Source organism: Nocardioides fonticola (assembly GCF_039536805.1).
GTDB classification, from domain to species: Bacteria; Actinomycetota; Actinomycetes; order Propionibacteriales; family Nocardioidaceae; genus Nocardioides; species Nocardioides fonticola.
The window spans coordinates 51,039-74,869 of sequence record NZ_BAAAZH010000006.1; the positions used below are offsets into that span (position 1 = coordinate 51,039).

At 73.5% G+C, this 23,831-nt stretch carries 22 protein-coding genes and 1 riboswitch; of the genes, 6 read left to right on the top strand and 16 right to left on the bottom strand.

What is annotated here, in order from left to right:
• The coding region (locus tag ABD671_RS03475; RefSeq protein ID WP_344731832.1) for a D-alanyl-D-alanine carboxypeptidase at positions 1 to 793 on the bottom strand (793 nt) is incomplete at its 3' end.
• Between the two features lie 148 nt (positions 794 to 941).
• Here ABD671_RS03475 and ABD671_RS03480 point away from each other — a divergent pair.
• Positions 942 to 1,430 (top strand): inorganic diphosphatase, encoded by a 489-nt coding sequence (locus ABD671_RS03480; protein WP_344731960.1) that lies wholly within the window; start codon positions 942 to 944, stop codon positions 1,428 to 1,430.
• Positions 1,431 to 1,541: 111 nt separating this feature from the next.
• Here the strand turns inward: ABD671_RS03480 and ABD671_RS03485 are convergent, their stop codons facing one another.
• From ABD671_RS03485 to ABD671_RS03510, 6 genes are all read right to left on the bottom strand, one after another.
• A complete protein-coding gene (locus ABD671_RS03485) occupies positions 1,542 to 2,243 on the bottom strand; it encodes a class I SAM-dependent methyltransferase (protein WP_344731833.1) in 702 nt (233 codons plus the stop codon).
• 35 nt (positions 2,244 to 2,278) lie between these two features.
• Positions 2,279 to 3,568, bottom strand: coding sequence for a C40 family peptidase (locus ABD671_RS03490; protein WP_344731834.1), 1,290 nt, complete (start codon positions 3,566 to 3,568; stop codon positions 2,279 to 2,281).
• Positions 3,569 to 3,914: 346 nt separating this feature from the next.
• Positions 3,915 to 5,066 carry a phosphatase PAP2 family protein gene (locus ABD671_RS03495; RefSeq protein WP_344731836.1) on the bottom strand — a complete coding sequence of 384 codons (1,152 nt, stop codon included), beginning with the start codon at positions 5,064 to 5,066 and terminating at the stop codon, positions 3,915 to 3,917.
• Between the two features lie 10 nt (positions 5,067 to 5,076).
• Entirely contained in the window at positions 5,077 to 6,087 is a 1,011-nt protein-coding gene (locus ABD671_RS03500; RefSeq protein WP_344731837.1) for an ABC transporter ATP-binding protein, read from the bottom strand.
• Positions 6,088 to 6,108: 21 nt separating this feature from the next.
• Complete coding sequence (locus ABD671_RS03505; RefSeq protein ID WP_344731839.1) at positions 6,109 to 7,752, bottom strand: ABC transporter permease; 1,644 nt, start codon at positions 7,750 to 7,752, stop codon at positions 6,109 to 6,111.
• Entirely contained in the window at positions 7,752 to 8,846 is a 1,095-nt protein-coding gene (locus ABD671_RS03510) for a thiamine ABC transporter substrate-binding protein (RefSeq protein WP_344731840.1), read from the bottom strand. Before ABD671_RS03510 ends, ABD671_RS03505 begins: the two co-directional genes overlap by 1 nt.
• A riboswitch (TPP riboswitch) is annotated at positions 8,836 to 8,953 on the bottom strand. It overlaps the preceding gene by 11 nt.
• A gap of 296 nt (positions 8,954 to 9,249) precedes the next feature.
• On the opposite strand from ABD671_RS03510, the gene ABD671_RS03515 reads away from it, so the two are divergent.
• Complete coding sequence (locus tag ABD671_RS03515) at positions 9,250 to 9,855, top strand: hypothetical protein (protein WP_344731841.1); 606 nt, start codon at positions 9,250 to 9,252, stop codon at positions 9,853 to 9,855.
• A gap of 42 nt (positions 9,856 to 9,897) precedes the next feature.
• On the opposite strand, the gene ABD671_RS03520 is transcribed toward ABD671_RS03515, so the two are convergent.
• Positions 9,898 to 10,545 (bottom strand): helix-turn-helix transcriptional regulator, encoded by a 648-nt coding sequence (locus tag ABD671_RS03520; protein WP_344731842.1) that lies wholly within the window; start codon positions 10,543 to 10,545, stop codon positions 9,898 to 9,900.
• 355 nt (positions 10,546 to 10,900) lie between these two features.
• Here ABD671_RS03520 and ABD671_RS03525 point away from each other — a divergent pair, with 355 nt between their 5' ends.
• Complete coding sequence (locus ABD671_RS03525; protein ID WP_344731843.1) at positions 10,901 to 11,263, top strand: response regulator; 363 nt, start codon at positions 10,901 to 10,903, stop codon at positions 11,261 to 11,263.
• Here ABD671_RS03525 and ABD671_RS03530 read toward each other — a convergent pair.
• Positions 11,244 to 11,645: an STAS domain-containing protein gene (locus tag ABD671_RS03530; RefSeq protein WP_344731844.1), complete on the bottom strand. Its 402-nt coding sequence runs from the start codon at positions 11,643 to 11,645 to the stop codon at positions 11,244 to 11,246. The two genes, ABD671_RS03525 and ABD671_RS03530, sit on opposite strands and share 20 nt — an antisense overlap.
• A 36-nt stretch (positions 11,646 to 11,681) precedes the next feature.
• On the bottom strand, positions 11,682 to 12,935 hold the full coding sequence (locus tag ABD671_RS03535) for an oxygenase MpaB family protein (protein ID WP_344731845.1): 1,254 nt from the start codon (positions 12,933 to 12,935) through the stop codon (positions 11,682 to 11,684).
• A gap of 47 nt (positions 12,936 to 12,982) precedes the next feature.
• Between ABD671_RS03535 and ABD671_RS03540 the strand changes: the two genes are divergently transcribed.
• Positions 12,983 to 13,660: a TetR/AcrR family transcriptional regulator gene (locus ABD671_RS03540; protein ID WP_344731846.1), complete on the top strand. Its 678-nt coding sequence runs from the start codon at positions 12,983 to 12,985 to the stop codon at positions 13,658 to 13,660.
• Here ABD671_RS03540 and ABD671_RS03545 read toward each other — a convergent pair.
• From ABD671_RS03545 to ABD671_RS03565, 5 genes are read right to left on the bottom strand one after another with little or no spacing between them, the layout of a single operon-like run.
• Entirely contained in the window at positions 13,591 to 15,162 is a 1,572-nt protein-coding gene (locus tag ABD671_RS03545) for a flavin-containing monooxygenase (RefSeq protein WP_344731847.1), read from the bottom strand. The genes ABD671_RS03540 and ABD671_RS03545 overlap by 70 nt on opposite strands.
• Positions 15,159 to 15,764 carry an NAD(P)/FAD-dependent oxidoreductase gene (locus ABD671_RS03550; RefSeq protein WP_344731848.1) on the bottom strand — a complete coding sequence of 202 codons (606 nt, stop codon included), beginning with the start codon at positions 15,762 to 15,764 and terminating at the stop codon, positions 15,159 to 15,161. Before ABD671_RS03550 ends, ABD671_RS03545 begins: the two co-directional genes overlap by 4 nt.
• A complete protein-coding gene (locus tag ABD671_RS03555) occupies positions 15,761 to 16,735 on the bottom strand; it encodes a ferritin-like domain-containing protein (RefSeq protein ID WP_344731849.1) in 975 nt (324 codons plus the stop codon). Before ABD671_RS03555 ends, ABD671_RS03550 begins: the two co-directional genes overlap by 4 nt.
• On the bottom strand, positions 16,732 to 17,586 hold the full coding sequence (locus ABD671_RS03560) for an SDR family NAD(P)-dependent oxidoreductase (RefSeq protein WP_344731850.1): 855 nt from the start codon (positions 17,584 to 17,586) through the stop codon (positions 16,732 to 16,734). Before ABD671_RS03560 ends, ABD671_RS03555 begins: the two co-directional genes overlap by 4 nt.
• Complete coding sequence (locus ABD671_RS03565; RefSeq protein WP_344731851.1) at positions 17,583 to 18,635, bottom strand: alpha/beta hydrolase fold domain-containing protein; 1,053 nt, start codon at positions 18,633 to 18,635, stop codon at positions 17,583 to 17,585. The genes ABD671_RS03560 and ABD671_RS03565 overlap by 4 nt, the downstream gene beginning before the upstream one ends.
• 61 nt (positions 18,636 to 18,696) lie before the next feature.
• Between ABD671_RS03565 and ABD671_RS03570 the strand changes: the two genes are divergently transcribed.
• A complete protein-coding gene (locus tag ABD671_RS03570; protein ID WP_344731852.1) occupies positions 18,697 to 19,329 on the top strand; it encodes a TetR/AcrR family transcriptional regulator in 633 nt (210 codons plus the stop codon).
• Between the two features lie 24 nt (positions 19,330 to 19,353).
• On the opposite strand, the gene ABD671_RS03575 is transcribed toward ABD671_RS03570, so the two are convergent.
• Complete coding sequence (locus ABD671_RS03575; protein WP_344731853.1) at positions 19,354 to 23,052, bottom strand: WD40/YVTN/BNR-like repeat-containing protein; 3,699 nt, start codon at positions 23,050 to 23,052, stop codon at positions 19,354 to 19,356.
• A 157-nt stretch (positions 23,053 to 23,209) separates the two neighbouring features.
• On the opposite strand from ABD671_RS03575, the gene ABD671_RS03580 reads away from it, so the two are divergent.
• Complete coding sequence (locus ABD671_RS03580; protein ID WP_344731854.1) at positions 23,210 to 23,806, top strand: TetR/AcrR family transcriptional regulator; 597 nt, start codon at positions 23,210 to 23,212, stop codon at positions 23,804 to 23,806.
• Positions 23,807 to 23,831 lie beyond the last annotated feature (25 nt).

Here is a 23,831-nt window from a genome sequence, read left to right on the forward strand (position 1 = left end):
CGCCGACCCGCGCCGCGCCGCCCGGCTCGGTGCGACCCTCGTCGACCCACAGCGCGCTGATCGGCGAGACGACGTCGAAGCCGCCGGCGTTGCCGGTGTACCCGGCCGGCCAGGTCGGGTTGAGGGCGGGGCCGGTGAAGAGGGAGGCGTCGTAGCGCAGGCGCACCGCGGTGACGCCGTCGCGCCGCAGCGCGGCCGCCGTGCGCTCGGCCAGCGTGGTCAGGTCGGCGCGGGCCGGGACGGCGTCCGGTTGGGGCTGGGTGGTGAGCAGCGGGTCTCCCCCGCCGACGAGCGTGAGGGTGCGACCGCTGCGCACCGTGGTGGTCGCGAAGGTCGTGCCAGCCGGGATCAGCGCGAGGGCCGCGGCGCTCGTGAGCAGCTTGGTGGTCGAGGCCGGGATCACCGCCGCGGGACCGCTGCGGTAGGCCGCCGACCCGTCGAGCGGCGCCACCGCCACCATCACCCGCGGCCCCAGCTCCGGGGTCGCCAGCGCCGGAGCCAGCGCCCGCCGCACAGCGGCGACGTCGAGCCCGCCGACGGGCGCCGCCGGGGCGACCGCCGCCGCGGCGGCCGCCGGATCGGCGACCGCGGGGACGGCGGGGAGCGCGAGGCCGAGGGTCTCCTCCGGGGGCGTGGTCTCGGCCAGTCGGTGCGGCCACAGCACGGCGGTGGCGATCAGCGCGAGCGCGGCCACCACGACCGTCGCGGTCGCCCAACGCCGGCCACGACGACGTCCGTCCCGGGCGGCGCGACGACGGGCCGCACGGGTGTGGTGCCGCTCACCTCGGTCCACGAATCCCCTCCCGCCTGCACGCTCGGCGCCATTGTGCGGGAGGATGGCCCCCGGCCCCCAAGTCGCCGACCCGTCGACGACGTCCCGGCCCGCCTGATCGCCCGGCCGCGCACCCCCGCGCGGCCCGCCACCACCGGAGGAAGCAGTGCTGGAGTTCGACGTACTCGTGGAGATCCCCAAGGGTCAGCGCAACAAGTACGAGGTCGACCACGAGTCGGGCCGCATCCGCCTGGACCGCACCCTGTTCACCTCCACCCAGTACCCGGCCGACTACGGCTTCATCGAGGACACCCTCGGCCAGGACGGCGACCCGCTCGACGCCATGGTGATCCTCCAGGAGCCGACCTTCCCGGGCTGCCTCATCAAGTGCCGTGCCATCGGCATGTTCCGCATGACCGACGAGGCCGGCGGCGACGACAAGGTGCTGTGCGTGCCGTCGTCCGACCCGCGCCTGGAGCACCTGCGCGACATCTCCCACGTCTCCAAGTTCGACCGCCTGGAGATCCAGCACTTCTTCGAGGTCTACAAGGACCTCGAGCCCGGCAAGTCCGTCGAGGGCGCCGAGTGGGTGGGCCGTACCGAGGCCGAGGCCGAGGTGCTGGCCTCCTTCGAGCGGTTCAAGACGCACGGTCACTGACCGACCCGAACCTCGCCGAGCGGCGGTGGCCTGCGGGCCGCCGCCGCTTCGTCGTTCCCCGGGTTGCCGCGGCCCCCGGGCTGTGCGCGGGACGCCGGTCGGAGACCGACCTCAGGCGTCCTTGGTGCCGGTGAAGTAGCCGAGGGCGCCGGAGAGGTCCACGCGCACGTCGACGCCGTCCTCGGCGAACCAGGCCCGCACCTCGGTGCTCGAGCAGCCCGGACCGATGAGTCCGGCCAGCCGACCGCCCTCGCGCAGCGCGGTGAACCGCAGCCCGGTGTCCTCGAGCACCGCGCTGCCGGTGACGCGACCGCCGGGCTTGAGCACGCGCGCCATCTCGCGGATCGCCTGGCGCGGGTCGGGGAAGCAGTGCAGCCCGGTGAAGCTGACCACCAGGTCGAAGGAGGCGTCGGCGAAGGGCATCGCCCCGACGTCGGCGCGCTCGGCCCGCACGAGGTGGGCCAGGCCGCGCCGGCGTGCGTTGGCCAGGGTGCGCTCGAGCATGCGCGGGTCGAGGTCGGCGGCGACGTAGGACACCTGCTGGTCGGGGCGCAGCCCGCGCAACGCGACCCCGCCGCCGCACGGGACGTCGAGGATGCGCGCGTCAGCCGGCTGGCGGCCGATCTCCTCGGTGGCCGCGTAGAGCCGACCGAGGTCGGACTGGAGGCCGGCGAACCAGACCGCGCCGCCGAGGCGCCGGTGCTCGACGGTCCAGTCGTAGAAGGTGCCCCACAGCGGGTCCTCGCCCCAGCTGCCGAGGAGGCGGGGGATCTTCACGGCCGGGACCGAGGGGATGCGCGGAAGGCTGGGCACCCCGCCAATCTAGTGGCGTGCTCGTCGCGGCCCCGTCAGGGACGGGCGAAGAAGGTCGGCGGCTCCCAGGCGTACATCGACTCCTCGTCGACGTCGCGGCCGGTGCGCGGAGCCTGGATGATCATCCCGTCACCCGCGTAGATCGCGACGTGGTGGATCGTCGAGGGATCGCTCGAGGTGGCCCAGAAGACCAGGTCGCCCGGGCGGAGGTCGTCGAGCCCGATCGGGGTCGAGACCTGGTACTGCGCGGCCGAGTAGTGCGGCAGGGAGATGCCGCCGGCGCGCCAGGCGCCCATCGTCAGACCCGAGCAGTCCCAGGCGTCGGGGCCTGCGGCCCCCCAGACGTAGGGCTCCCCGATCTGGTCGCGGGCGAAGGCGAGGGCCGCGGCGACCCCACCGGACGTCGGCGGAGCGGGCGTCGGCGCCGGGGCCGGCGGAGCCGGGTCCGAGCCGCCGGTGCCGGCCTGGCTCTGGGCGGCCGCGGCCGCTGCGGCGGCGGCCTGCGCCGCCGCCTCCTGGGCCGCCTCCTGGGCCGCCTTCTCAGCGGCCTCCTGAGCGGCCTTCTCCGCGGCGAGGCGACGGGCTTCCTCCAGCGCCGCCTGGCGCTTCGCCGCGATACGCACGCTCACGTGCTCCAGGTGGGCGAGTTCGGCGATGAGCTCCGTCTTCCGCTCGGCGATCCGGGTCGCCTCGGCCTGGGCCGAGGCGGCGGCGGCGGCGGCGTCGTCCCGGGCCTGCTTCGCGGCGACGGCCGCGTCCGCGGCGTCCTGGCGGGTGGCATCGGCTCGTGCGCTGGCGGCGGCGGCCCGGGCGGCGGCCCGGCGGTACTCCACCCAGCTCTGGCCGAGGGCCTCCTGGGCGCTGTCGAGGGTGGTGAGGTCGGAGAGGACGCCGTCGATGCCGTCGGCGCGGGTGAGCGCGGCGAGGGTGTCGAGGGCCGGGGAGTTCTCGTAGGCCGCACTGACGGAGGCCTGGACGCCGGCCCGCAGCTGCTCGACGGCGACGGCGGCGGCGGCGGAGCGCACCTGCGCCTTCGCCGCGGCCCGGCGGGCCTGCTGGAGCCGCCACCGGGCGCCGTTGTAGGCCTCGCCCGCGGCGGAGGCGGCGTCGGCGGCGCTGCGCAGGCGGTCCTCGGCGGCGGCGAGGTCGGCGCGCACCTGGGCGACGTCCCGCTTGCCCCGGGTGACGGCGTCGCGGGCGTCCTGCACGTCCTGGCGCGAGGGGCCCCGGGCGTCGTCCGCTGCGGCGCCGGCCGTCACGCCGCCGGCGAGCACGGCGATGGCGAGTCCGGCCACGGCGGTCTGGGTCATCCGGCTGCGGAGCACGAGGGGGGCCTCTCGGGTCGGGGCGGGCCACCGAGGGGTGCCTCACCAGTGCACGTGCGTCACATTGGACCCAGAAGACAACAATTTTCACAAGTCTTTCGGCGTGTCGCGTTGACAATTACATCGATGTAGTTCACGAACCACATCGATGTCATTCGAGCGCTACGCGCATGTCACGCGCAGTTCGGTACCACTAGGCACCCCTTGCAAGGGTCGGGTAGAGGTACCGAACTGCGCGTTACAAGCCGTGGGGGCGAGGCCATCCCGGGCGGATCCGGGCGCGGCGAGATCCGGGCGCGGCCGTCCCAGGGAGATCCGGACGGCGGGGCGGGGTCGGCGGGTGGCGTCAGCCGACGGGCTCGGGCGCGGGAGCGTCCGGGGCCTCGGGGGTGCTGGGCGCGGCCGCGGGCACGACGGCGTCCGGCTCGGCAGGCGCGTCGCCCCAGGCGGCCTCCTGCTCGGCGGCGCGCAAGGAGGCCTTGTCGAAGTGCTGGCCGCTGAGCAGGCCGCCGACGTAGAAGGAGACCAGCGCGAGGGTGATGCCGGCGATGTCGTCGGCGAGGTAGTGCCAGCCGAAGTAGACGGTGGCGACGACGGTCAGGGAGAAGTTGACCCAGAAGACCGCGCGCACGAGACGGTTGCGCACGGTGTACTGCACCATCAGCGCCACCAGCAGGGTGATGCCGCAGTGCAGGCTCGCGAAGCCGGCCACCGACTGCACCTGGCCCTCGACGCCGGTGAGCAGCACGCCCTGGCGGGCGTAGACCAGCGAGTTCATCAGCGAGGACGTCGGGGTGTGGGCGAGGTCGGAGTAGATGAAGGCGTACTCCAGGCCCGGGCCGAGGGTGGGCAGCGCGTAGTACGAGAGCGTGCCGAGGGTCCAGGCGATGCACTGCGAGGTGACGAACCAGTACCCGAACCGCAGGTTGCGCGACCACACGACCCAGGCGGTGACCGCCAGCGGCACGAGCGGCAGGAACCACAGGTAGATGTAGCTGAGCACGTGGGCGGCGATGTCGGTGCCGAGCAGATCGTGCAGCACGATCGCGGGGTCGTGACCGAAGAAGAGCGCCCGGTCGAGCAGGTGCAGCTCGCGGTCGTAGGAGAGCGCCCGGACGACGCCGGGCTCGGCCCGCGGATCAGGGCGCACGAACGGCAGGAACGACTTCAGGTTCCGGTAGCAGACGTAGACGACGTAGAAGCTGATGACGCCGATGGCGACCAGCGTCAGACGCGGCCGGTTCCAGTGCGAGCGCCAGCGGTCGCGCACGATCGCCGGCATGCGCCGCGGGTCGAGGCGCGAGAGCCACAGGGTGCGCGGCAGCAGGTCGAGCAGCAGCGCCGCGCCGAGCAGCAGCGGCAGCCGCACGCTGGAGGGGCCGAGGAAGCTGCCCTCGGGGTCGACCAGGCTCTGCCCGAGGTGCTGCGCCGTCAGCCAGGCCCAGATGCCCATCGCGACGGCGATGACGATCGGAGCGGCGTAGGTACGGCGGGGCACGGCGAGCAGTCTAGAGACTGCCCCGCAGGGAGCGGGACCCCAGCGGCGCAACGCGGGTGGGATCGACGACCACCCGCACGCGTTCGCCGACCACGAGCGGGCGATCCAGGGGCGCGACGGCGTCGTACAGCGGCGCCGACCCACCGACGTCCGGGCCGTCGAGGCGCACCCGCAGCCGCACCTGGTCGGGCGTGGGCCGGAACGACTCCAGGACGCCGGTCAGCGGGCCGTCGTCGTCCAGGCGGAGCGCGGAGCGCCGCAGCGCCAGGCCCTCCGGCCCGGGTTCGATGCCGGCGGCCCCGCCGATCATCGCCGCCGCGGCGCCGTCCAGGGTGCGGGCGTACCCGAGCAGCAGTGCGGTGTCGGCGTCGACCGGCGCACGCCAGACCTCGTCGATGGCGCCGGACTGGAGCACCCGGCCCGCGCGCATCACCGCCAACCGGTCGGCGACGACGAAGGCCTCCTCGTGGTCGTGGGTGACCCACAGGGCGGTGGTGCCGGCGGCGCGCAGGATGGCGCGCAGGTCGGTGGCGAGCCGCTCGCGCAGCCCGACGTCGAGGGCGGAGAGCGGCTCGTCGAGGAGCAGCAGGCGCGGTTCGACGGCCAGCGACCGGGCGAGCGCGACGCGCTGCCGCTCGCCTCCCGAGAGGGTGCCGGGCAGGCGGTCGGCGTACCCGGAGAGCCCGGTGAGCTCCAGCAGCTCGGCGACCCGCGCCCGCACCTCCGCACGAGGACGACGCCGCAGCCGCAGCGCATAGCCCACGTTGCCGGCGACCGTCAGGTGGCCGAAGAGCTGGCCGTCCTGGAACATCAGCGCGAACCCGCGGCGATGCGTCGGCACCCCGGCCAGGTCGCGGCCGTCCCACGCGATCGCACCGGACGCCGGCTCCAACCCGGCGACGGCCCGCAGCAGGGTCGACTTCCCGCAGCCCGAGGGGCCGAGCACGGCGAGCACCTGACCGTCGTCGAGGGTGAGATCGACGCCCTGCACCGCCGGGACGCCGTCATAGGCGACGCTCACGTCGCGCAGCTCGAGCACCATCTAGAGCACCCCCAGCGAGGGCACCCGCAGGCGCTCGACGGCGAGCATGACGGCGCCGGTCAGCACCGCGAGGACGACGGAGGCCGCGAGCGCCATGCCGTAGTTGTCGGCACCGGGCCGGCCGAGCAGTCGCACGATCACCACCGGCAGGGTCGGTCGGTCGTCGCGCACCAGGAACGAGGTGGCGCCGAACTCGCCCAGCGAGACCGCGAAGGCGAAGCCGGCGACGGCCAGGAGGGGTCGCCACACCACGGGCAGCTCGACGTCGATCCAGGCGCGCAGCGGCCCCGCCCCGAGGGACGCCGCCGCCTGGCGCTGCCGGGGATCGATGCCGGCCAGCACGGGCACGAGCGTGCGCACGACGATCGGCAGGGCCACCAGCGCCTGGGCGAGCGGCACCAGCAGCGGGGAGTCGCGCAGGTCGAGCGGCGGTCGGTCGAGGGTGATGAGGAAGCCGAAACCGAGGGTCACCGCCGAGACCCCGAGCGGCAGCATGAAGAAGCCGTCGAGCAGGCCCCGCACGCGGCGTTCGACCCGGCCCGTCGACCGGCGGGTGACCACGACGGCGACCAGCACGCCGAGGGTCAGCGACATCCAGGTCGCGTCGACGGCGATGCGCCACGACGTGGCGATCGCCTCGGTCACCGGCACCGCCAACGCGTTGTCGCCGCCCGTCGTCCGCAGGGCCCGGAAGTGGTCGAGGCTCCAGTGCCCGTCGACCCGCAGCGCACCGCGCAGCAGCGTGAGCATCGGCAGGACGACGAGGGCCACCACCGCGGCCGTCACCGCCATCGCCGGCAGGTCCGAACGCCGTACCGGACGCGGACGCGGGACGACGCGACGCTGGGTCGGGTCGGGCACCTGCCGCAGCCGGGCGGCCAGGGCGAGCAGCAGCACGACGGCGAGGAGCTGCACGATCGAGAGTGCGGCAGCCGCCTGGAGGTCGAGCAGCTGGGTGGTGAGCAGGTAGATCTCGGTCTCGACCGAGGAGTACCGCAGCCCGCCGAGCGTCAGCACGATCCCGAACGCCGTGGCGCAGAAGAGGAAGACGACGCTGGCCGCCGAGACGATCGCCGGGCGCAGCGCGGGCAGGGTGACCGTGCGCAGCACCTGCCACGGCGAGGCCCCCAGCGCCGCGGCCGCCTCGCCGGGCCGCGGGTCGAGTCCCTCCCAGGCGGCGCCGACGGTGCGCACGACCACGGAGACGTTGAAGAACACCAGGCCGATGAGGATCGCGCCGGCCGTGCCGTCCAGCCCGAGTCCGCCGAGCGGGCCGGACTCCCCCAGCAGCTCGCGCAGCGCCACCCCGACCACGACCGTGGGCAGCACGAACGGCACGAGGACGACGACCCGCAGCAACCGGCGTCCGGGGAAGTCGAGGCGGTGCAGCACGAAGGCGGCCGGCAGGCCCAGCAGGGTGGCGATGAGGGTCGCGGCCGCCGAGGACCACAGGGTGAACCGCACCACGCGGTGCACCCGGGCCCGGCCGAGCACCTCGAGCACCGCGCCGGGGTCGTAGCGGCCGTCGACGACGAATCCGCGGTGCACCATGCCGGCCACCGGCAGCACGAAGAACACCGCGAGCACGACGACCGGCACCGCGGCGAGGGCCGCGAGCTGGAGGTGGGCGCGGCGCATCGGCATCAGCCGCCGATCAGGTCGTTCCACTCCCGCAGCCACGTGTCGCGCTGGGCGGTGATGTCGGCCGGGTCGACGCTGTAGGGCTTCTCGGGCTGGACGGCGAAGCGCGCCCAGTCGGTCGGCAGCGCGGTGTCGGGCAGCACCGGGAAGACGTACATCGAGTCGGGCAGCGCGGCCTGCACCTGCGGGCTCTGGAGCCAGGCGACCACCGCGGCCGCGCCGGCCGGGTTGGCCGCGCCCTGGAGGACGCCGGCGTACTCGGTCTGGCGGAAGCAGGTGTCGAGGAGCGCGTGGGTGGTGCTGCCGCCCTTCCCGTCGGTGGTGAAGGCCGGCGAGGAGTCGTAGGACAGGACGATCGGCCGGTCGCCGCCGCCACCACCGGCGGTGAAGTCGACCTCGTAGGCGTCGGACCAGCCGCTCACGACCTTCGTGCCGTTGTCGAGCAGCGCACGCCAGTAGTCCTGCCAGCCGTCCTCGCCGTAGGCCGCGATGGTGGTGAGCAGGAAGGCCAGTCCGGGCGAGCTGGTGGTGGCCCCGGGCGTGACGAACAGGTCGCGGTAGCGGGGGTCGGTGAGGTCGTCGAGCGAGGTCGGCGGGGTGATCGTGCGGGCCGCGAACCAGGCGTCGTCGACGTTGACACACACGCTGGCGGTGTCGATCGGCGCGAGGGCGTGCTCGTCGTCGCCGGGCAGGTCGTAGGCCGCCACGCCGTCCGCGGACGGCGTCCCGGGGGCGAAGACGTCGGCGTCGAGCGCCCGGGAGGCGAAGGTGTTGTCGATGCCGTAGGCGACGTCGGCGACGGGGTCGCCGGCCGCGAGCACGAGCTGGCTGGTGAGCACGCCGGCGTCGCCGGTGGAGCGGATCGTCAGATCGATGCCCGACTCCTTCTCGAAGGCGGCGATGAGCTTCTTCGGCAGGCTGAAGGAGTCGTGGGTGAGCAGGACGACGCGGCCGCCGGCGGTGGCGCCGGCCGAGGGGGAGGCGTCGTCGGCGGCGCCCTCGTCGGCCGACCCGCCGCTCAGCGAGCAGGCGCCGAGCGCGAGGGTCAGGACGGCGGCCCCGAGGGCGGTGGAGCGGGCACGGGTGCGCAGGATCATCGGAACTCCCTTCGCCGGTGTTAACCGGAGCAGGTTCGGAGGGTCTGCGGCTGGCCCGCACTCTCAGCACCGCGCCGGATCGGCCGGGTGCTCCCCTGTCGTTGGTCGATCCGGATGGTAGCCGGTGGCCCCGACCGCGATGGAGTCGGCGGCGGCCCTCACCGTTCCAGGACGAGTTGCCAGGCGAAACCGATCCGGCGGGAGGGACCTCGACCACCGAGCGTGAACCCACCCGCCGTGCGACGCTCGACACCACCCGCCGTGGAGAAGGACAAGGCCCCGGGGGGTTTCGCTGGCCGTAGCCGCTACGCCGTGGTTCCCGGGGCTCTCTGTCGGAGCCGAACTCTACGCTCACGAACAGAGAGATCCACCCCTTCGAGGGGAGCGACATGCCTCGGGAGCCGTGGGCGTTGCCGACGTTGCTCTCGCCTGCCCGGATGACTCCCTACCTCGCCGCGAGCGAGGGCGACTGGGATGCCGCTCTCTCTCCCTCTACGACTGGAACACCTCACTGAGCGCCGCGTTCTTCGAGTCGATCCACTACCTGGAGGTCGGCCTGCGCAATGCTCTCGATCTCGCTGCCTTCGCGCACATCGGTCGAGCCTGGCTGATGCCGACGCAGGAGGTGCTGACGGCCAGATCGCAGAGGGTCGTCGCGACCGCACTCGCCCACGCCAGTGGTCCCGAGGTACCTCACGGCAAGATCGTCGCCGAGCTGCCCTTCGGCTTCTGGTGGTCGCTCCTCGCAGACGAGTACAACCGCCGCCTATGGCAGCCCGCGCTTCGGCACGCCTTCGATCGACCGGTTCGCCGACGGACTCTCCACAGCGAGCTGGACGAAGTCCGTCGCCTGCGGAATCGCATCGCTCACCATGAGCCGATCCATCGACGCCCGCTGGCGAACGATCTCGCGCGCGTCCTCACCCTCGCCGAGCGGGTCAGCCCGCACCTGGGTGACCACATCAGTCAGACGACGCGGGTCTCGGACGTGCTCGGTCAACGGCCGTGACCAGCGTCGCGCCGATCGGCTCCGAACGCCCGTCAGCGCAGGTCAGCGCCCGTCGTCGACGGTGGCCAGCGGCGCGAGCCCGTGCTCCATCCCCCAGGCCACGGCCTGGGCGCGCCGCGAGACGTCGATCTTGCGGTAGGCGGTGCGGATGTAGGTCTTCACCGAGTTGATGGAGAGGTAGAGCCGCCCGCCGATCTCGGCGTTGGTCAGGCCCTGGGTGACCAGCGAGAGGATCTCGGCCTCGCGCGGGGTCAGGTCGAAGTCGGTGCCGGACCCGGCGGCGGAGACCGCCTTCAGGGGGCCGCGGTCGACCGGCGTGCGCACCGTCAGGACGTCGTCGCCGGCGTGGATCGACTCCAGGGCGCCGACGAGCTCCTCGGCGGGCAGCGCCTTGGAGAGATGGCCGGCGAAGGACCCGTAGCTGGCGCCCTCGGACCGATCGCGCCAGGAGTAGATGACGGCGCGCCGCTGCGAGCCGGTGATGAGTCGGCGCAGGACCTCCTGGCTGGCCGGCGACTGGTGCACCGGCTCGTAGAGGATCACGTCGAGGGACGCCGGCTCGCGCAGAGCGGTGTCGAGGTCGAGGAGCTGGACGCGGCCGGCGTAGGGGCGCAGGAGTGCCTGGAGGCCGGCGGCGGCGAGCTCGTAGGTGTCCACGAGGGTGACGCGGACGGGGCGGGCGGGGCTCACGGGCCGAACCTATCCGACACCGCGCCCGGACTCGCATCGGCCCGACCCCGCAGGCGCCCGGGAGGAGAGCCCGGAAAACGGATCGGGGCGGCGGATCGAGATCCGCCGCCCCGACGCTCACGACGCGGGTAGGCACCCATCGGCGAGCAGGTTCCGAAGGACACCCGGCACCGGTGAGGCGTCACCTGAGGTGGGTGTGGTGTGGAACGCGATGAACATAGCCCGCACGATCGGCGGACGGTAGCGGAACGGGAGGATTCGGGACCTCTGCGCGATCCGCTCACCCGACCGGGTGATCTCGACGATCCCGGCCGGACCCGTCGAGCGGGACGGTCGACCCGGCTAGGCTGCGCGAATGGCCCGGGTCCTCGTTGCAGACGACGACGAGGACATCCGTCTCCTCATCGAGATGCGGCTGCGCCGCGAGGGACACGCCGTCACCCCGGTCGCCGACGGACAGGAGGCCTGGGACTCCCTGCGGTCCGGCGGGTACGACCTCGCGATCCTCGACAACTCCATGCCCGAGCTCACCGGGCTCGAGGTGACCGCGCGCTGCCGGGCCGAGGCGGCGCTGGCCGGGCTGAAGATCCTCATGGTGACGGCCTTCGTGCAGGAGCAGGACGTCCAGGACGGCCTGCAGGCCGGCGCCGACCACTACATGACCAAGCCGTTCTCGCTCCAGGACCTCTCGACCCAGGTCAGCCTGCTGGTCGGGTGACCGCCGCCCCGCCGTCGGGATCGACCGGGCCGGCCGTGTCGACCGCCGGGTCGGCCGCGAGCGCATCGGCCAGCGTGCGGTGCACCGGGAAGACCCGGTCGAGCGCGGTCACGTGCAGCACGCGCAGCACGGCAGGGTGGTCGACCACCAGGCAGAGCGATCCGCGGAAGGTGCGGGTCTTGCGTCGGGCGGCGACCAGGACGCCCAGCCCGGAGGAGTCGACGAAGGTGACCTCCGCCAGATCGACGACCAGGTGGACGCGCCCCTCGACGATCTGATCGCCGATCACGGTGCGCAGCTCGGCGGTGCTCATCAGGTCGATCTCGCCGGCGCAGGAGACGACCGTGCGATCGGACTCCTGACGGACGGTCACGGCGAACATGGCCGGAGAGTAGTGGCAGGACGGGCGCTCCCGGCCTCACCCCGTCGGCGTGGCGACCTCGGGGATCGGCGCGACCGCGTGAGCCTGACCTCCTCCGTACCGGGCCAGGAGCGCGGCGACCTCGCGCTCGGTGACGGCCCCGAGCACCCGGCGTCCCCCGGGCACCCGGGCGAGCACGCGGTACCGGACGACGTTCTGGGCGATCGAGGTCGCGATCGCCCAGGGCGGACGCATCGGCAGGCCCATCTCGCGCATGCTGCGCGTGCCGAGGAAGACGGTGAGCATGCTCAACAGCCGCTCGCGTTCGTAGTGCCCGCGGATCGCGGCGAGCGGGGCGGGGAGCGGGGCGAAGTCCAGGTGGCGCTGGACGTCGACGATCGCCCGCGCCAGCTGCGGCCCGGCCTCCGACAGCTCCGCCTGCGAGACCAGGATGTGGTAGTTGAGCCGGTGCCGCTCGCGTTCGGTCGCGACCAGGAAGTCCTCGTGCACGCCCATCAGCCAGCCGACGTAGCGCCACAGGTGCATGACCGCGCGGGAGTCCTCCCGGCTGACCGGCACCCCCAGCGCCCGGACGCCGAGCATGCACACGGCGTCGAAGAGGCCGAGGGTGGCGGCCTGGTCGGCGTCGTTGATCGGCAGGCCCCAGTGCGCGACGTCCCAGCGGGGCGCGAACTCGCGGTTGACCACCGCGTGCATGACGCGCACGTGCAGGGTGAGGCGCCAGGCCTCACCGCCGGGCTCGAGTCCGCCGGGCTCGCTGAGGCTGAGCGTCCAGGACTGCGTCTCGGCCAGCCGCCGGCGCGTCTGGTCGCCGGTGAGCGCGCCGGTGGCCACGAGCAGGTCGGTCGGCCCGCCGAAGCGGTAGCCGCCGATGAGCGCGAGCTGGAGGAGCACGTCGGAGGCCGCGCGTCCCCAGCCGCGGTAGACGCGCTGCCCGACGGCGAGCAGGTCGCGGTCGAGCCAGTCGGGATCGGCCGAGGTCGTGGCCAGCAGCGTGCGCAGGGACGCCGGGAGGCCGTCGTCGTGCGCCCCCGCCGGCCCGGCCGCCAGCGCCCGGCGGACGGCGGCATGGGTCACCCGTGCCGGGTCGCCCGCGGGCAGGCGCATGGCCTCGGCGACCGCCCCACCGAGCGGATCGCACTGGAGGTAGGCCTCGCCGAGCCGGTCCATCAGCGCCTCGTCGAGCTCCTCGACACCGGCGATGCGGCGCAGCGGGCGGCCCAGGGTGGCGCCGCGCCGTTCGGCGGAGCGGTGGCGGGTGGGAGCGGCGAGCGAGTCCACGACGGTCATGCCCGGGAGCTTGACACGATCATTTACTCGCATAAAACTCGCGATCCGTGCGGAAGATCCCCCGGCAGGCGCGCTCGCGGGCGATGGTCGAACGGCTCCTCGCCGCCGGCCGCGACGTGCTCGTCACCGACGGCTACGACGCCTTCACCACCAACCGGGTCGCCACCCGCGCGGGCGTGAGCCCGGGCTCGCTCTACCAGTACTTCCCCGACAAGGGCGCGATCGTGGAGGCCGTGGCCGACCGCTGGCTCGACGAGCTCGCCGAGCGCGTCGCCGCCAGCCTCACCGACCACCTCGGCGCCCCCGGACCGGTGCTGGTGCGCGGCACCCTGGAGGCCCTGCTCGACGCCCTGGAGGACGACCCCGAACTGCTGCGGGTGGTCGCCACCGAGCTGCCGCTCTCGCGCTACCGCGACCGGCGCCAGGCGCTGCGCCGCCGGGTGGCCGACATCGCGACCGCCGGTCTCGCCGGGCCGAGCGGCGCGCGGCGTCCCGACCCCGCGACCGCGGCCTGGGTGCTGGTCGTGGCGGTCGAGGCCCTCTCGATGCAGTGGGTGCTCGAACCCCCAGCACCCCGGCGCGGTGAGTCCGTCGAGGAGCAGCGCAGCCGCATCATCGACGAGCTCACCGACCTGTGCCTGGGCTACCTGCTGGGTCAGCCCTCGGCAGCCGCGCCGACCGGCTCGCGTGTCGCGCCCCGCTCGGAGGACCGCGAGAACGTGTAGTCGTCGAGGGGGAAGTGCGAGCTGGTCCACATCGTCTCCAGCGTCGGCGAGGCCCGGAACGGGACGTCGCCGTGGGCGTCGAAGTAGTAGCTGTTGGCCTGCCCGCAGCCGCCCTGGAAGAACACCTGGTGGCGACGGCGTCCGAGCTGGCGCTTCCAGTACCGCTCATGCGCCTGCGGGGTGACCTCGATGCGGTCGGCCCGCTGCCGCCGGGCCCGCTTGAGCAGCCGCACGATGTGGGCCATCTGGGTCTCGATGAGGTTGAAGTAGGACGAGCCGTTGTAGCCGTAGGGCCCCAGGATCGAGAAGAAGTTGGGGAACTCCGGCACGCTCACGCCCTGGTAGGCCTGGAAGCGGTTCGCCTCCCACCACGCCTCGAGGTCGCGCCCGCCGCTGCCGATCACCTCGAAGGTGGGCATGTTGCCGTGCTCGAAGACCTTGAAGCCGGTGGCCATGATCAGCACGTCGACCTCGTGCTCGACGCCGTCGCTCGTACGCACGCCGGCGGGCGTGATCGCCTCGATCGAGGTGGTCTCCAGGTGCACGTTGGCGCGGTTGAAGGTCGGCAGGTAGGAGTTGGAGAAGCTCGGCCGCTTGCAGCCCAGGTCGTAGTCGGGGGTGAGCTTGGCGCGCACCTCGGGGTCCGTGACGGCCTTGCGCAGGTAGGCCCGCGCCTGGCGTTCGCCAAGGCCGGCAGTGGGCACGAGGCCGTGGAAGTGGGCGGCCAGCGGGAACGTTACTTCGACGAACGTCTGGCTGGCCAAGCGGGCCACCCGCTTGCCGCCGGGCACCTTGAGCAGGGTGCGCACCGGCAGGGTGATCGGCCCGTCGGGCTTGGGCAGGCACCAGATCGGCGTGCGCTGGAAGACCGTGAGGTGCTCGACCTCCGGCGCGATCGAGGGGATCACCTGCACCGCGGAGGCGCCGGTGCCGATGATGCCGACCCGCTTGCCCGCCAGATCGACGTCGTGGTCCCACCGGGCGGTGTGCATCGTGATGCCGGCGAACGACTCCACCCCGTCGATCTCGGGCAGCTTGGGCTGGGTGAGCACGCCGGTGGCTCCCACGACGTAGCGCGCGACCAGGCTGCCGCCGTCGGCGAACTCCAGGGTCCACCGCGACGTCGCGTCGTCGAAGACCGCGCGGGTGACGGTCGTGTGCAGGCGCGTGCGCCGGCGCACGTCGTACTTGTCGACGCAGTACTCGGCATAGGCCTTGAGCTCCTCCCCCGGCGCGTAGACCCGCGACCAGCCCGACTTCTGCTCGAAGGAGAACTGGTAGGAGAACGAGGGGATGTCGACGGCCACGCCCGGATAGGTGTTCCAGTGCCAGGCACCGCCGAGGCCGTCGCCGGCCTCGAGCACGAGGTAGTCGCCGAAGCCGGCGCGGTCGAGCAGGATGCCGGCGCCGATACCGGAGAAGCCGCCGCCGATGACGGCGACGTCGACCTCGGTGCGCTCGGCGGCGGGGACGGCGGAGGCTGTGGTGGCGGGACTGGTCACGAGGCGGTCTCCTGGGTGTCGGCCACCGGGGCGGCGGTGCCCGCGGTGGAGGCTGCGGTCGCGGGCTCGCGCAGCTCCGCGCGGATGCGCGCGGCCGGCGTGAGCACCACGACGTCCACACGATGCTCGATGCCCTCGGCCGTGCGCACCCCCTGCGGGGCCATGGCATAGACCGGCCAGGCGATGAAGCGGCAGCGCGGGTCGGCCAGGGCGTCGTAGAACGCGAGGTCGACTCCGGGACGCCGGTGCGAGAAGCGGTGCGGCGTCAGGAGCCGACGGGTCCAGGCGTCGTCGACGTGGCGGCGCAGCTGGAGCCGCGCCACCGGCCGGGTCAGGACGGCGTCCAGCGCCGGCACGCGGCCCAGGGCGCCGAGCGCTCCGCGCACCGGGGCGGGCCCGGCGGGCAGCAGCCAGTCGGGCTCGTCGAGGAAGACCGTGACGCGCTCGGCCGAACGGAGCGCGGCCGGGACGACGCAGGCCACCTCGCGCCCGGGACCGACCACGGCGACCCGGCGGCCGCTGAAGTCCTCGCGGCGCCAGGCGTCGTCGAGGATCATCCGGCCGGCGAAGGCGGCGCGCGGCGCGGGAGGTCGGCGGCTCACGAGGCGATCGGCTCGTGGGTCAGGGCCTCGGTCCAGCTCTGCGGCTTGCCGAGGAGCCGCACGGGCACGTAGGAGGTGGCCTTCACCAGCGGGTCGGCGAGGAACCGGTGGTAGGGGTGGGTGCGGTCGACCATCATCGTGGCCTGGGCCTTGAGCACGTGGAAGGCCGGGATGCGATGGGTGTAGGCGCCCCGGCCGCCGATGCTGGAGAAGCGCTTCACGGCGTTGTAGAGCTTCTGCTCGGGCAGGCCCATCGCGACGATGTTGTCGCGCATCTTGTTGATGAGCGGGACGAACACGATGATCAGGCCGAGCACGACCTGCGGCTTGAGGTTGCCGATGCTCTCGATCATCAGCTTGTGCAGCGAACCGGCGCCGATGAGGTCGAGCACCTGGAAGTCGACGGTGATGTGGCGGGCCTCGTCGGAGTTGATGTGCCGGAAGACCTCGTGGCACACCGGGTCGGGCACCTCGTCGAGGAGGAACTTCACCAGCGCGCCGTCCAATGCGCACTCCAGCAACGGGATGAGGGTCGCCAGGCCGGTGAGCGGCAGGGAGTCGCCGAAGTCGTCGAGGGTCTTGATGGCCATGCGCACGTTGATGTTCGGCTCGGGCACGGCGCCGCTCTCGTCGAGCATGCCCCAGCGCTTCATCAGGGCCAGCTCGGCGTTGGCGTGCTTCTGCTCCTCGGCGTGGAAGTAGCGGTAGATCTCGGCGATCGCCGGCGTCGGGGCCTTCTTGGCCAGGGCCGCGAAGCCGCGGGCGCCGACGTGCTCGATCCAGACCAGGTCGGCCATGAAGGGCTGGAGGCGGGCGCGGATCTCGTCGGTCATCAGCTCCGCGCCGGGGGCCTCCCAGTCGATGTCGGCCAGCGACCACTGCTTGTCCTTGATGGTCTGCAGCATCGCGTCGAAGTCGTAGCCGGTGGCGGTGGCTGTGGCGGTGGTCGTGTCGGTGGTCGGGTCGGTCATCGCTTCTCCCCTTCGAGAGCGGGCGCGAACCGGCCGAGGAGGCCGGCGGCGCGGGTGTAGGTGGTGGGCAGGTGGCGCTTGGCGTGCCAGAGGGCACGGGCATCGAGCTGCGGGACGACGTAGAGGCGGCCGGCGTCGTGGGCGTCGAGGGTCATCCGGGCGACACGGTCGGCGGAGAAGCCGGCGACCTTCGCCAGCCGGGCGGCGAGATCGGCGGCCTTGGCGTCGATGAGCTCGCCGCCGAAGATGCCGGTGCGCACGAAGGTCGGACACAGCACGGTGACGCCGACGTCGGTGCCGGCGAACTCGGCGGCGAGGGTCTCCGACAGGCTCAGGACGCCGGCCTTGCTGACGTTGTAGGGCCCCATGCGGGGTGCGGCGGTGAAGCCCGCGGCGGAGGCGACGTTGATGATGCCGCCGCGTCCGGCCTCGCGCAGTCGCGGGGCGAAGACGTGGCAGCCGTGGATGACACCCCACAGGTTGACGCCCAGGGTGCGCTGCCAGTCGGCGAAGGCGACGTCGCCGACGAGCTTGCCGCCGGCCCCGATGCCGGCGTTGTTGCAGACGAGGTCGGGGGCGCCGCCGTGCCAGGCGGCCGCCTCGGCGGCGAGATGCTCGACCTCGGCCAGCTGCGCGACGTCGCAGACCACGGCGATGGCCTCGCCGCCTCGGGCCTCGATCAGTCCCACGGTCTCCTTGGCGCTCGCCTCGTCGATGTCGGCGCACACCACGCGCCCGCCGCGGCGCGCGAGCTCGAGGGCGAGCGCCCGGCCGATGCCGCTGCCGGCTCCGGTGACGATCGCCTGGGCGTGCGCGGTGCGGCGCGGGCCGCGCGCCAGCCCGGGGATCATGCGCTCACCGCCGCGGTGCGCGGACGGCGTCGGGCCTCGACGGGTGCAGAGGCAGCCGCGGTCTCGGCGCCGGCCGCCTCGGCGGCCCGCTCGAGGAGGAAGCCCGCGATCTGCTCCAACGAGCGGCGGGCCTCGGGCAGCACCTTGGCGAAGGCCTGGAACACGTGCATCTGACCGGGCCACACGTCGAGGTCGACGCGCGCGCCGGCCGAGCGCAGCTCGCGGGCGAGCTCGACGGCGTCGGCCGCCAGCATCTCGGCGCCGCCGGCGGTGATGAGGGTGGGCGGGAAGTCGGCGCCGAGCCGCCCGGGGCGCAGGCGCAGCCGCGGGTGGGCGGCGGGATCGGCGTGGCCGACGTGCAGATCGACGAGCGCCGCGGCCGATCGGGCGGTGCACATGGGGTCGGGCGCCATCCGCTCGCGTCCGGCGGCCAGCCGCAGGGTGACGTCGTGCACCGGGGAGAGCAGCGCGAGGCCGGCGGGCAGCGGGAGGCCCTCGTCGGAGAGCGAGAGCGCGAGGTCGACGGCGAGGTGGCCGCCGGCGGAGTCGCCGGCGACCAGGACGTGCTCGACGCCCTGGTCGCGCAGCCAGTCGTGCGCGGCGCGGACGTCGTCGGCGGCCGCGGGGAAGACGTGGCGCGGCGCCAGGCGGTAGTCGACGGAGAACACCGGGAGCCCGGTCAGCGCGGCCAGGCGCGAGGTGATGCCGCGGTGGGTGCGCGCCGAGCAGATGGCGTAGGCGCTGCCGTGCACGTAGAGGATCACCGTGCGGGGCGCGGGATCGGGCGCAGCCAGGGCCGAGCGCACCCACTCCCCCCGCACCTGCGGGGCCCCGGCGGCGGCGGGCGGCCGGACGACCTCGATCCGGGTGCCCTCGAGCACCGGGCCCAGGCTGGTCATCGAGTGGGCGGTGATGCGGCGCGAGACCACGACACCGAACCGGTTGGCGGGCAGGACCTCGGCCAGCGGCCGGATGGTCACCTGGGTCAGGCCGGCGAGGGCCCGACTGCGCAGGGAGGGACGTCGTCGTCCCGATTTCTGAGGGCGCATGCCGTCAGAATGTATCTGAGGGCGGGTGCCGTCAAGAGGCGCGCGGTGAGAGGATGGGCCGGTGACCACCTCCGCCGCTCCCCGCCGCTACGGCGGCAAGAGCGCCGAGGAGCGGCGCGCCGAACGCCGCGAGACCCTGCTGGCGGTCGGCCAGGAGATCTGGCAGGAGCAGGGGTGGGCGGCGGTCACCATGCGCGGCGTCTGCGCCCGCGCCGGGCTCACCGACCGCTACTTCTACGAGAGCTTCGCCGACCGCGACGCCCTGCTCGGAGCCATCTTCGACCGCCTGCGCGACCGCATGCTCGAGCGCATGGGGGCCGCGATCACCGCCGTGCAGCACGAGCCGCCGCTGGTGCACATCCGCGCCGCCATGGGCGCGATCCTCCACGACCTCACCGACGACGCCGTGCACGCCCAGATCCTCTTCGGCGACCACGGCGGCAGCGCCGTGCTCGAACAGCGCCGCCGCGACGCGATCCTGGTGGCCACCGAGTTCCTCATCGCGCTGGCCCAGCCGTTCCTGGCCGACACCGTCGACCTCGACTCGCTGCGCATCCACACTCTGCTCGGCATCGGCGGGTTCGTCGAGGTCGTGCTCGCCTGGCACAACGGCACCCTCGACGTCCCGCTCGACGACCTGCTCAGCGAGCTCGACGACGTCGCCGCCACCCTGGCGGCGCGCTTCCTCGGATAGGCCCGGAACCCGGGCCGGGGGCCGCTAGCGCGCGACCCCCAGCGCGACGTCGTCCACGTGGACGCCGTCGTACCCGCCGGTCTCCGCGCACAGCGGGCCGCCCAGCGCGCTGCACAGGGAGTCGCTGGTGAAGTGGAAGCGCACCTGCAGCGGGCCGCCCGCGGGCACCAGCGCCCGGTAGCGGGTCCAGCCCGGGCTGTCGGGGTTGGTGCCGGAGTAGCTGCCGATCGGACGCCAACTCGTGCCGCCGTCGTCGGAGACCTCGACCTTGACGACGTCGAGACCGGCCTCGGTGTCGACCCGCATGGACCACTGGAGCACGCCCCGACCCGCGGGCAGCTTGACCGAGGGCGAGGTGAGGGTGGCGTCGACGGAGTCCTGGTAGGCGAGCGGACCGGACAGCGCGAAGGCCTGGCCCGCGGCGTCCTCCTTCGTGCCCGAGCCGTGCCCCGGCGTCCCGAGCGACCACGTGAACAGCCCGGTGGACGCCGTCCAGCCCTGCGCCCCCGCCTCGAAGTCGTAGGAGGCGGCGGTGCGGCCGATCGCCGGCACGCTCACGTCGTCCTGGGTCGGGGTCGCGACCTTCACGCGGTCGGCGAAGCGGTAGCTCCACACGTCGCGGCCGAACATCGCGAGCACCGCGGTGTTCGGGTCGTTCGGCTTGAGCTCGATGCTCGCGACCGGCGCCGGCGGGAGACCGCCGAGGCGGGCGAAGCGCGGCGAGACCGACCGGGTGCCGGTCTGGTCGGTGGCGAACGCGCCGACGTCGGTGCCCACCAGCAGCTGACCCTTGCGCAGGGTGATCGAGGTGGCCGGCGCGTCGGGCAGGTTGCCGGTGATGTCGCGCCAGGTGCGGCCGGCGTCGCGCGAGACGAAGAGGTGGCCGCGACCGACCTGCTTGTTCACATCGCCCACAGCACCCGCGGGCACCCAGCGCCGGGTGTAGCCGCCGAGCGTCGCGTACACGGTGCGCGGGGAGGCCGGGTCGATCGCCAGGTCGGTGATGTAGCGGTTCGGCAGGCCCTTCGTGCGCACGACGTGCCAGCCCCGGCTCGTGCCGGCCTTCGGCGACTGCTTGCCGCCGACGTTGGTCGCGATGCCGTTGCGGAAGACCGTCTTCGACGGCGCGAGCCGGTTGAGGGTGTCGCACTGACCGCAGTAGGCGACGTAGGTCGCGTTGCCGCGGGTGGCCACCGCCGACATGGAGTTGTCGGGGTCGGTGGCGCTCGAGGTCGCACCCGCGACACCGGGCTGCGAGCGGGTGCCGAGGTCGAAGACCTTCAGCCAGGTCGTGGTCGAGCCGTCCGCGGCGTCCGCGGCGGTCATGCCGGAGGTGGTGCTCGGGCCGTTGAGCGTCTCGACGACCTCGCGTCCGGCCGTGACCAGGTGCTTGGCGTCGAGCGGGTCCATCACGAACGGGTTGACGAACTTCGAGGCCGTCAGGCCCGGGTCGATGCTCGCCCAGCTCTTGCCGCCGTCGGTGGTCACCGAGATGGCGGCGTTCGTGTACTCCTCGTAGGCGGTGTCGGAGTCGAAGGGGTCGACGGCGGTGAAGAAGCCGTCGCCGCCGTAGGTCTCGTACTGCTTGCGGGTCTTCGCGTCGATCTTGAGGTTGCCGTTGTCCTGCAGACCCGCGTAGACCGTGCCGTCGTTGGCGATCGAGGCGAAGTAGGGCATGAGGGTCGAGAAGCCGGTCTGGTCGCCCTTGCCCCAGTGGGCGTTGTCGAGCTCGCCGTCGCTGTCGTCCTCGAACCGGTAGCGGTAGGCGCCACCGTCGTTGCCGACCACCAGCTGCACGCCGCCGTCGACGTCGGCGTCGGGGATCCAGATGCCGTCCTGCTGGTCGGGGTGGGTCGTGGAGTTGTCGTCGGTGGGGTCACGGTCGGTCGGACACGCGGGCAGCCCGGCCGAGAGCAGCAGGCAGGAGTTGCCGCCGAAGTACTTGCCCACGACCCCGAAGTGCACGGGCACCGAGCCGTCGAGCGGCAGGCCGGCCTGGGCGGCGTCGTTGGTCCAGATCTCCTCCAGGCCGAAGGCCAGGCGGGTCGGGGCGCCGGACGCCGTCGCGCGGGTCGGGTCGGGCTGGACCCACTGGTTGTACCAACCCTGGACGCCGGGCTGGTAGCCCGTGGCGGTGCCGGTGCCGATCAGCGCCGAGCCCGTGGTCGGGTCGGCGACCAGCTCGGTGCCGCTGACCAACTCGGTCCAGGTGGCACCGAAGTCGGTGGAGACGTAGAGGCCGTTCAGCACCGTGGTGCCGACCGGCGAGGCCGGGGAGCCCTCGGGCAGGTCGATACCGGCCAGGCCGCCCTCGTTGAGCAGCTTGGCGTCCTGCACCAGCGCGTAGAGGACGTCGTGGTCCTGCTCCGGGCCGACCGCGTTGCCGAGCTCGACCCGGCCGATGTTGGCCTGCGGCGCGAAGCCGGTGACGGCCAGCTTGCGGAAGCTGCCCGGGCGCCCGGTGGTGGAGCGGTAGACGCCGTTGTTGGGCGACTGGACCGAGCCGTCGGCATTGGTGCGCTGGCCGCCGCGCCAGCCGACAGTGGCCACCACGGTGCCGGCCTTGGTGGCGGTGTCGACGCCGCCGGGGGCGACCACCACGACGTCGGTGACGACGTTGGCCAGGGCGCACTCCGGGCGCTTGGTCATGTCGGTGACACCGGCGCACGTGCCCGTCGGCAGCTTGACGTTGCGGTAGCTGCGGCCGGCGTCGGTGGAGACGAAGAGCCCGTACTGGGTCGCGGCGTAGACCGTGGAGGTGCGGTGCGGGTCGACGGCCAGGGCGAAGCCGAGGGCGCCCGAGGGCAGGCCCTTGCTGCGCTTCCAGTGCCGGCCGAGGTCCTTCGACCAGTAGGCGCCGACGCCGGTGTAGGCGTTGGAGCCGAAGGTCGGCTCACCGGTCAGGGCGAGCACGGTGCCGCCGCGCGACGGCGTCCAGGCCACCGCGCCGGTGACGCTGGTGGGCAGGTTGCCCGATGCGCTGCGCCAGTGGCCCGCGAGGTCGTCGGAGCGCCAGATGCCGCCGTTGCCGGCCGCGGCCCACAGCCGCTGCGCCTTCGGGTCCCAGGCGTAGGAGTCGATGCGGCCCATGTTGCGCGAGAGGCCCAGACCGTTGACCTCGGTGTAGTCGGGGTCGTCGACGATGAGCGGACCCTTGCCGTAGAGCGCGGCCCTACCGCGGGTGCCGGCCACCGAGCCCGGGCGCAGGGCGGCGGCCTCCCGGGCCGCAGCGACCGCGGCGCCGTCGCGGTAGACGCCGTAGGGCGCCAGGCGCGGCATCGCCCGGGTCTCGAACATCGTGTTGAGCTCCTGGAGCGACTCCGGTCGCTTGCTCACCACGCACAGGGAGTCCCAGGTGTCGGGGTCGACACCCCGCAGCATCGGCAGTTCGCGGGTGACCTCGCGGACGAACTCCGACTCCTCCTCGTGCTCGCCCTCCTCGCCCTCATGCTCGGCCTCCTCGCGCTCGCGTTCGGCCTCCTCGCCGGCCTCCTCGCCCTCGCCCTCGGCACGCATCTCCGCCCGCACCTCGCGGACGGCGTCCTCGACCGGCTGGTAGCCGCGGGCGCACGCGCCACCCGCGCTGACATCGCCGTCACCGTCGGATCGCAGCCGCAGGACGCCGGCCACGCCGGCACCGAGGAGGAGAAGGAGCGCCACGGCCGCTGCCACCCAGGGCAGGAACGGACGGCGGGCGGTGGACGACGGTCGGGTGAGACGCATCAAGGGACCCCATGTTCCGGGACGAGCGGGTGACCCCGCGTCACCCGGAGTGACAACGCGGACGCCGCCCCGAGGTCACGCGGCGAGGTGCGGGCCGGAGGAGACCCACGCCACATACGATGAGCAGCCCGCACCCTCCCCGTCACCGAGGACCCCGATGACCGCGTCCAGCACCCGCGCCGACTACCTCCGGGCCGCGATGACGCTGCTGGCCACCGACGGGTACGGGGCGCTCAAGGTCGGACGCCTGTGCCGTGAACTCGGCCTGACCACCGGCTCCTTCTACCACCACTTCGCGGGCCTGCCCGACCTCGTCGCGGCGCTGCTGGCCCATTGGGAGGAGGAGAACACCCGGCGGGTCGCGGTGGCCGTCGCCGAGATCACCGCACCCGACCAGGCGATCGGCGTCCTGAAGGAGGTCGCGATCGCCCTCCCCCATGCCGCCGAGGCGAACCTGCGGGCCTGGAGCCTGCGCGACCCCGCCATCGCGCTCGTCGTCGCCCGCGTCGACGAGGAGCGCCGCAGCGTGCTGACCGCCGCGATCGGCCTGGTCGTCGGCCGGCCGCAGCGCGCCCACGACCTCGCGGTCCTCGGCCATAGCGTGCTCGTCGGCTTCCAGCAGTCCCGCGATCCCGGCGACCTCGCCGAGTTGCGCCGGCTGATGGACCTCTACGAGCGGCTCATCCACGCCGAGAGCGCCACGAGTGCCGGCAGCGCCGAGAACGCCGCGAGCGCCGTCGTCGCCGCCGGGTGACGGCGGCCGAGGGCTATCCTCCGAG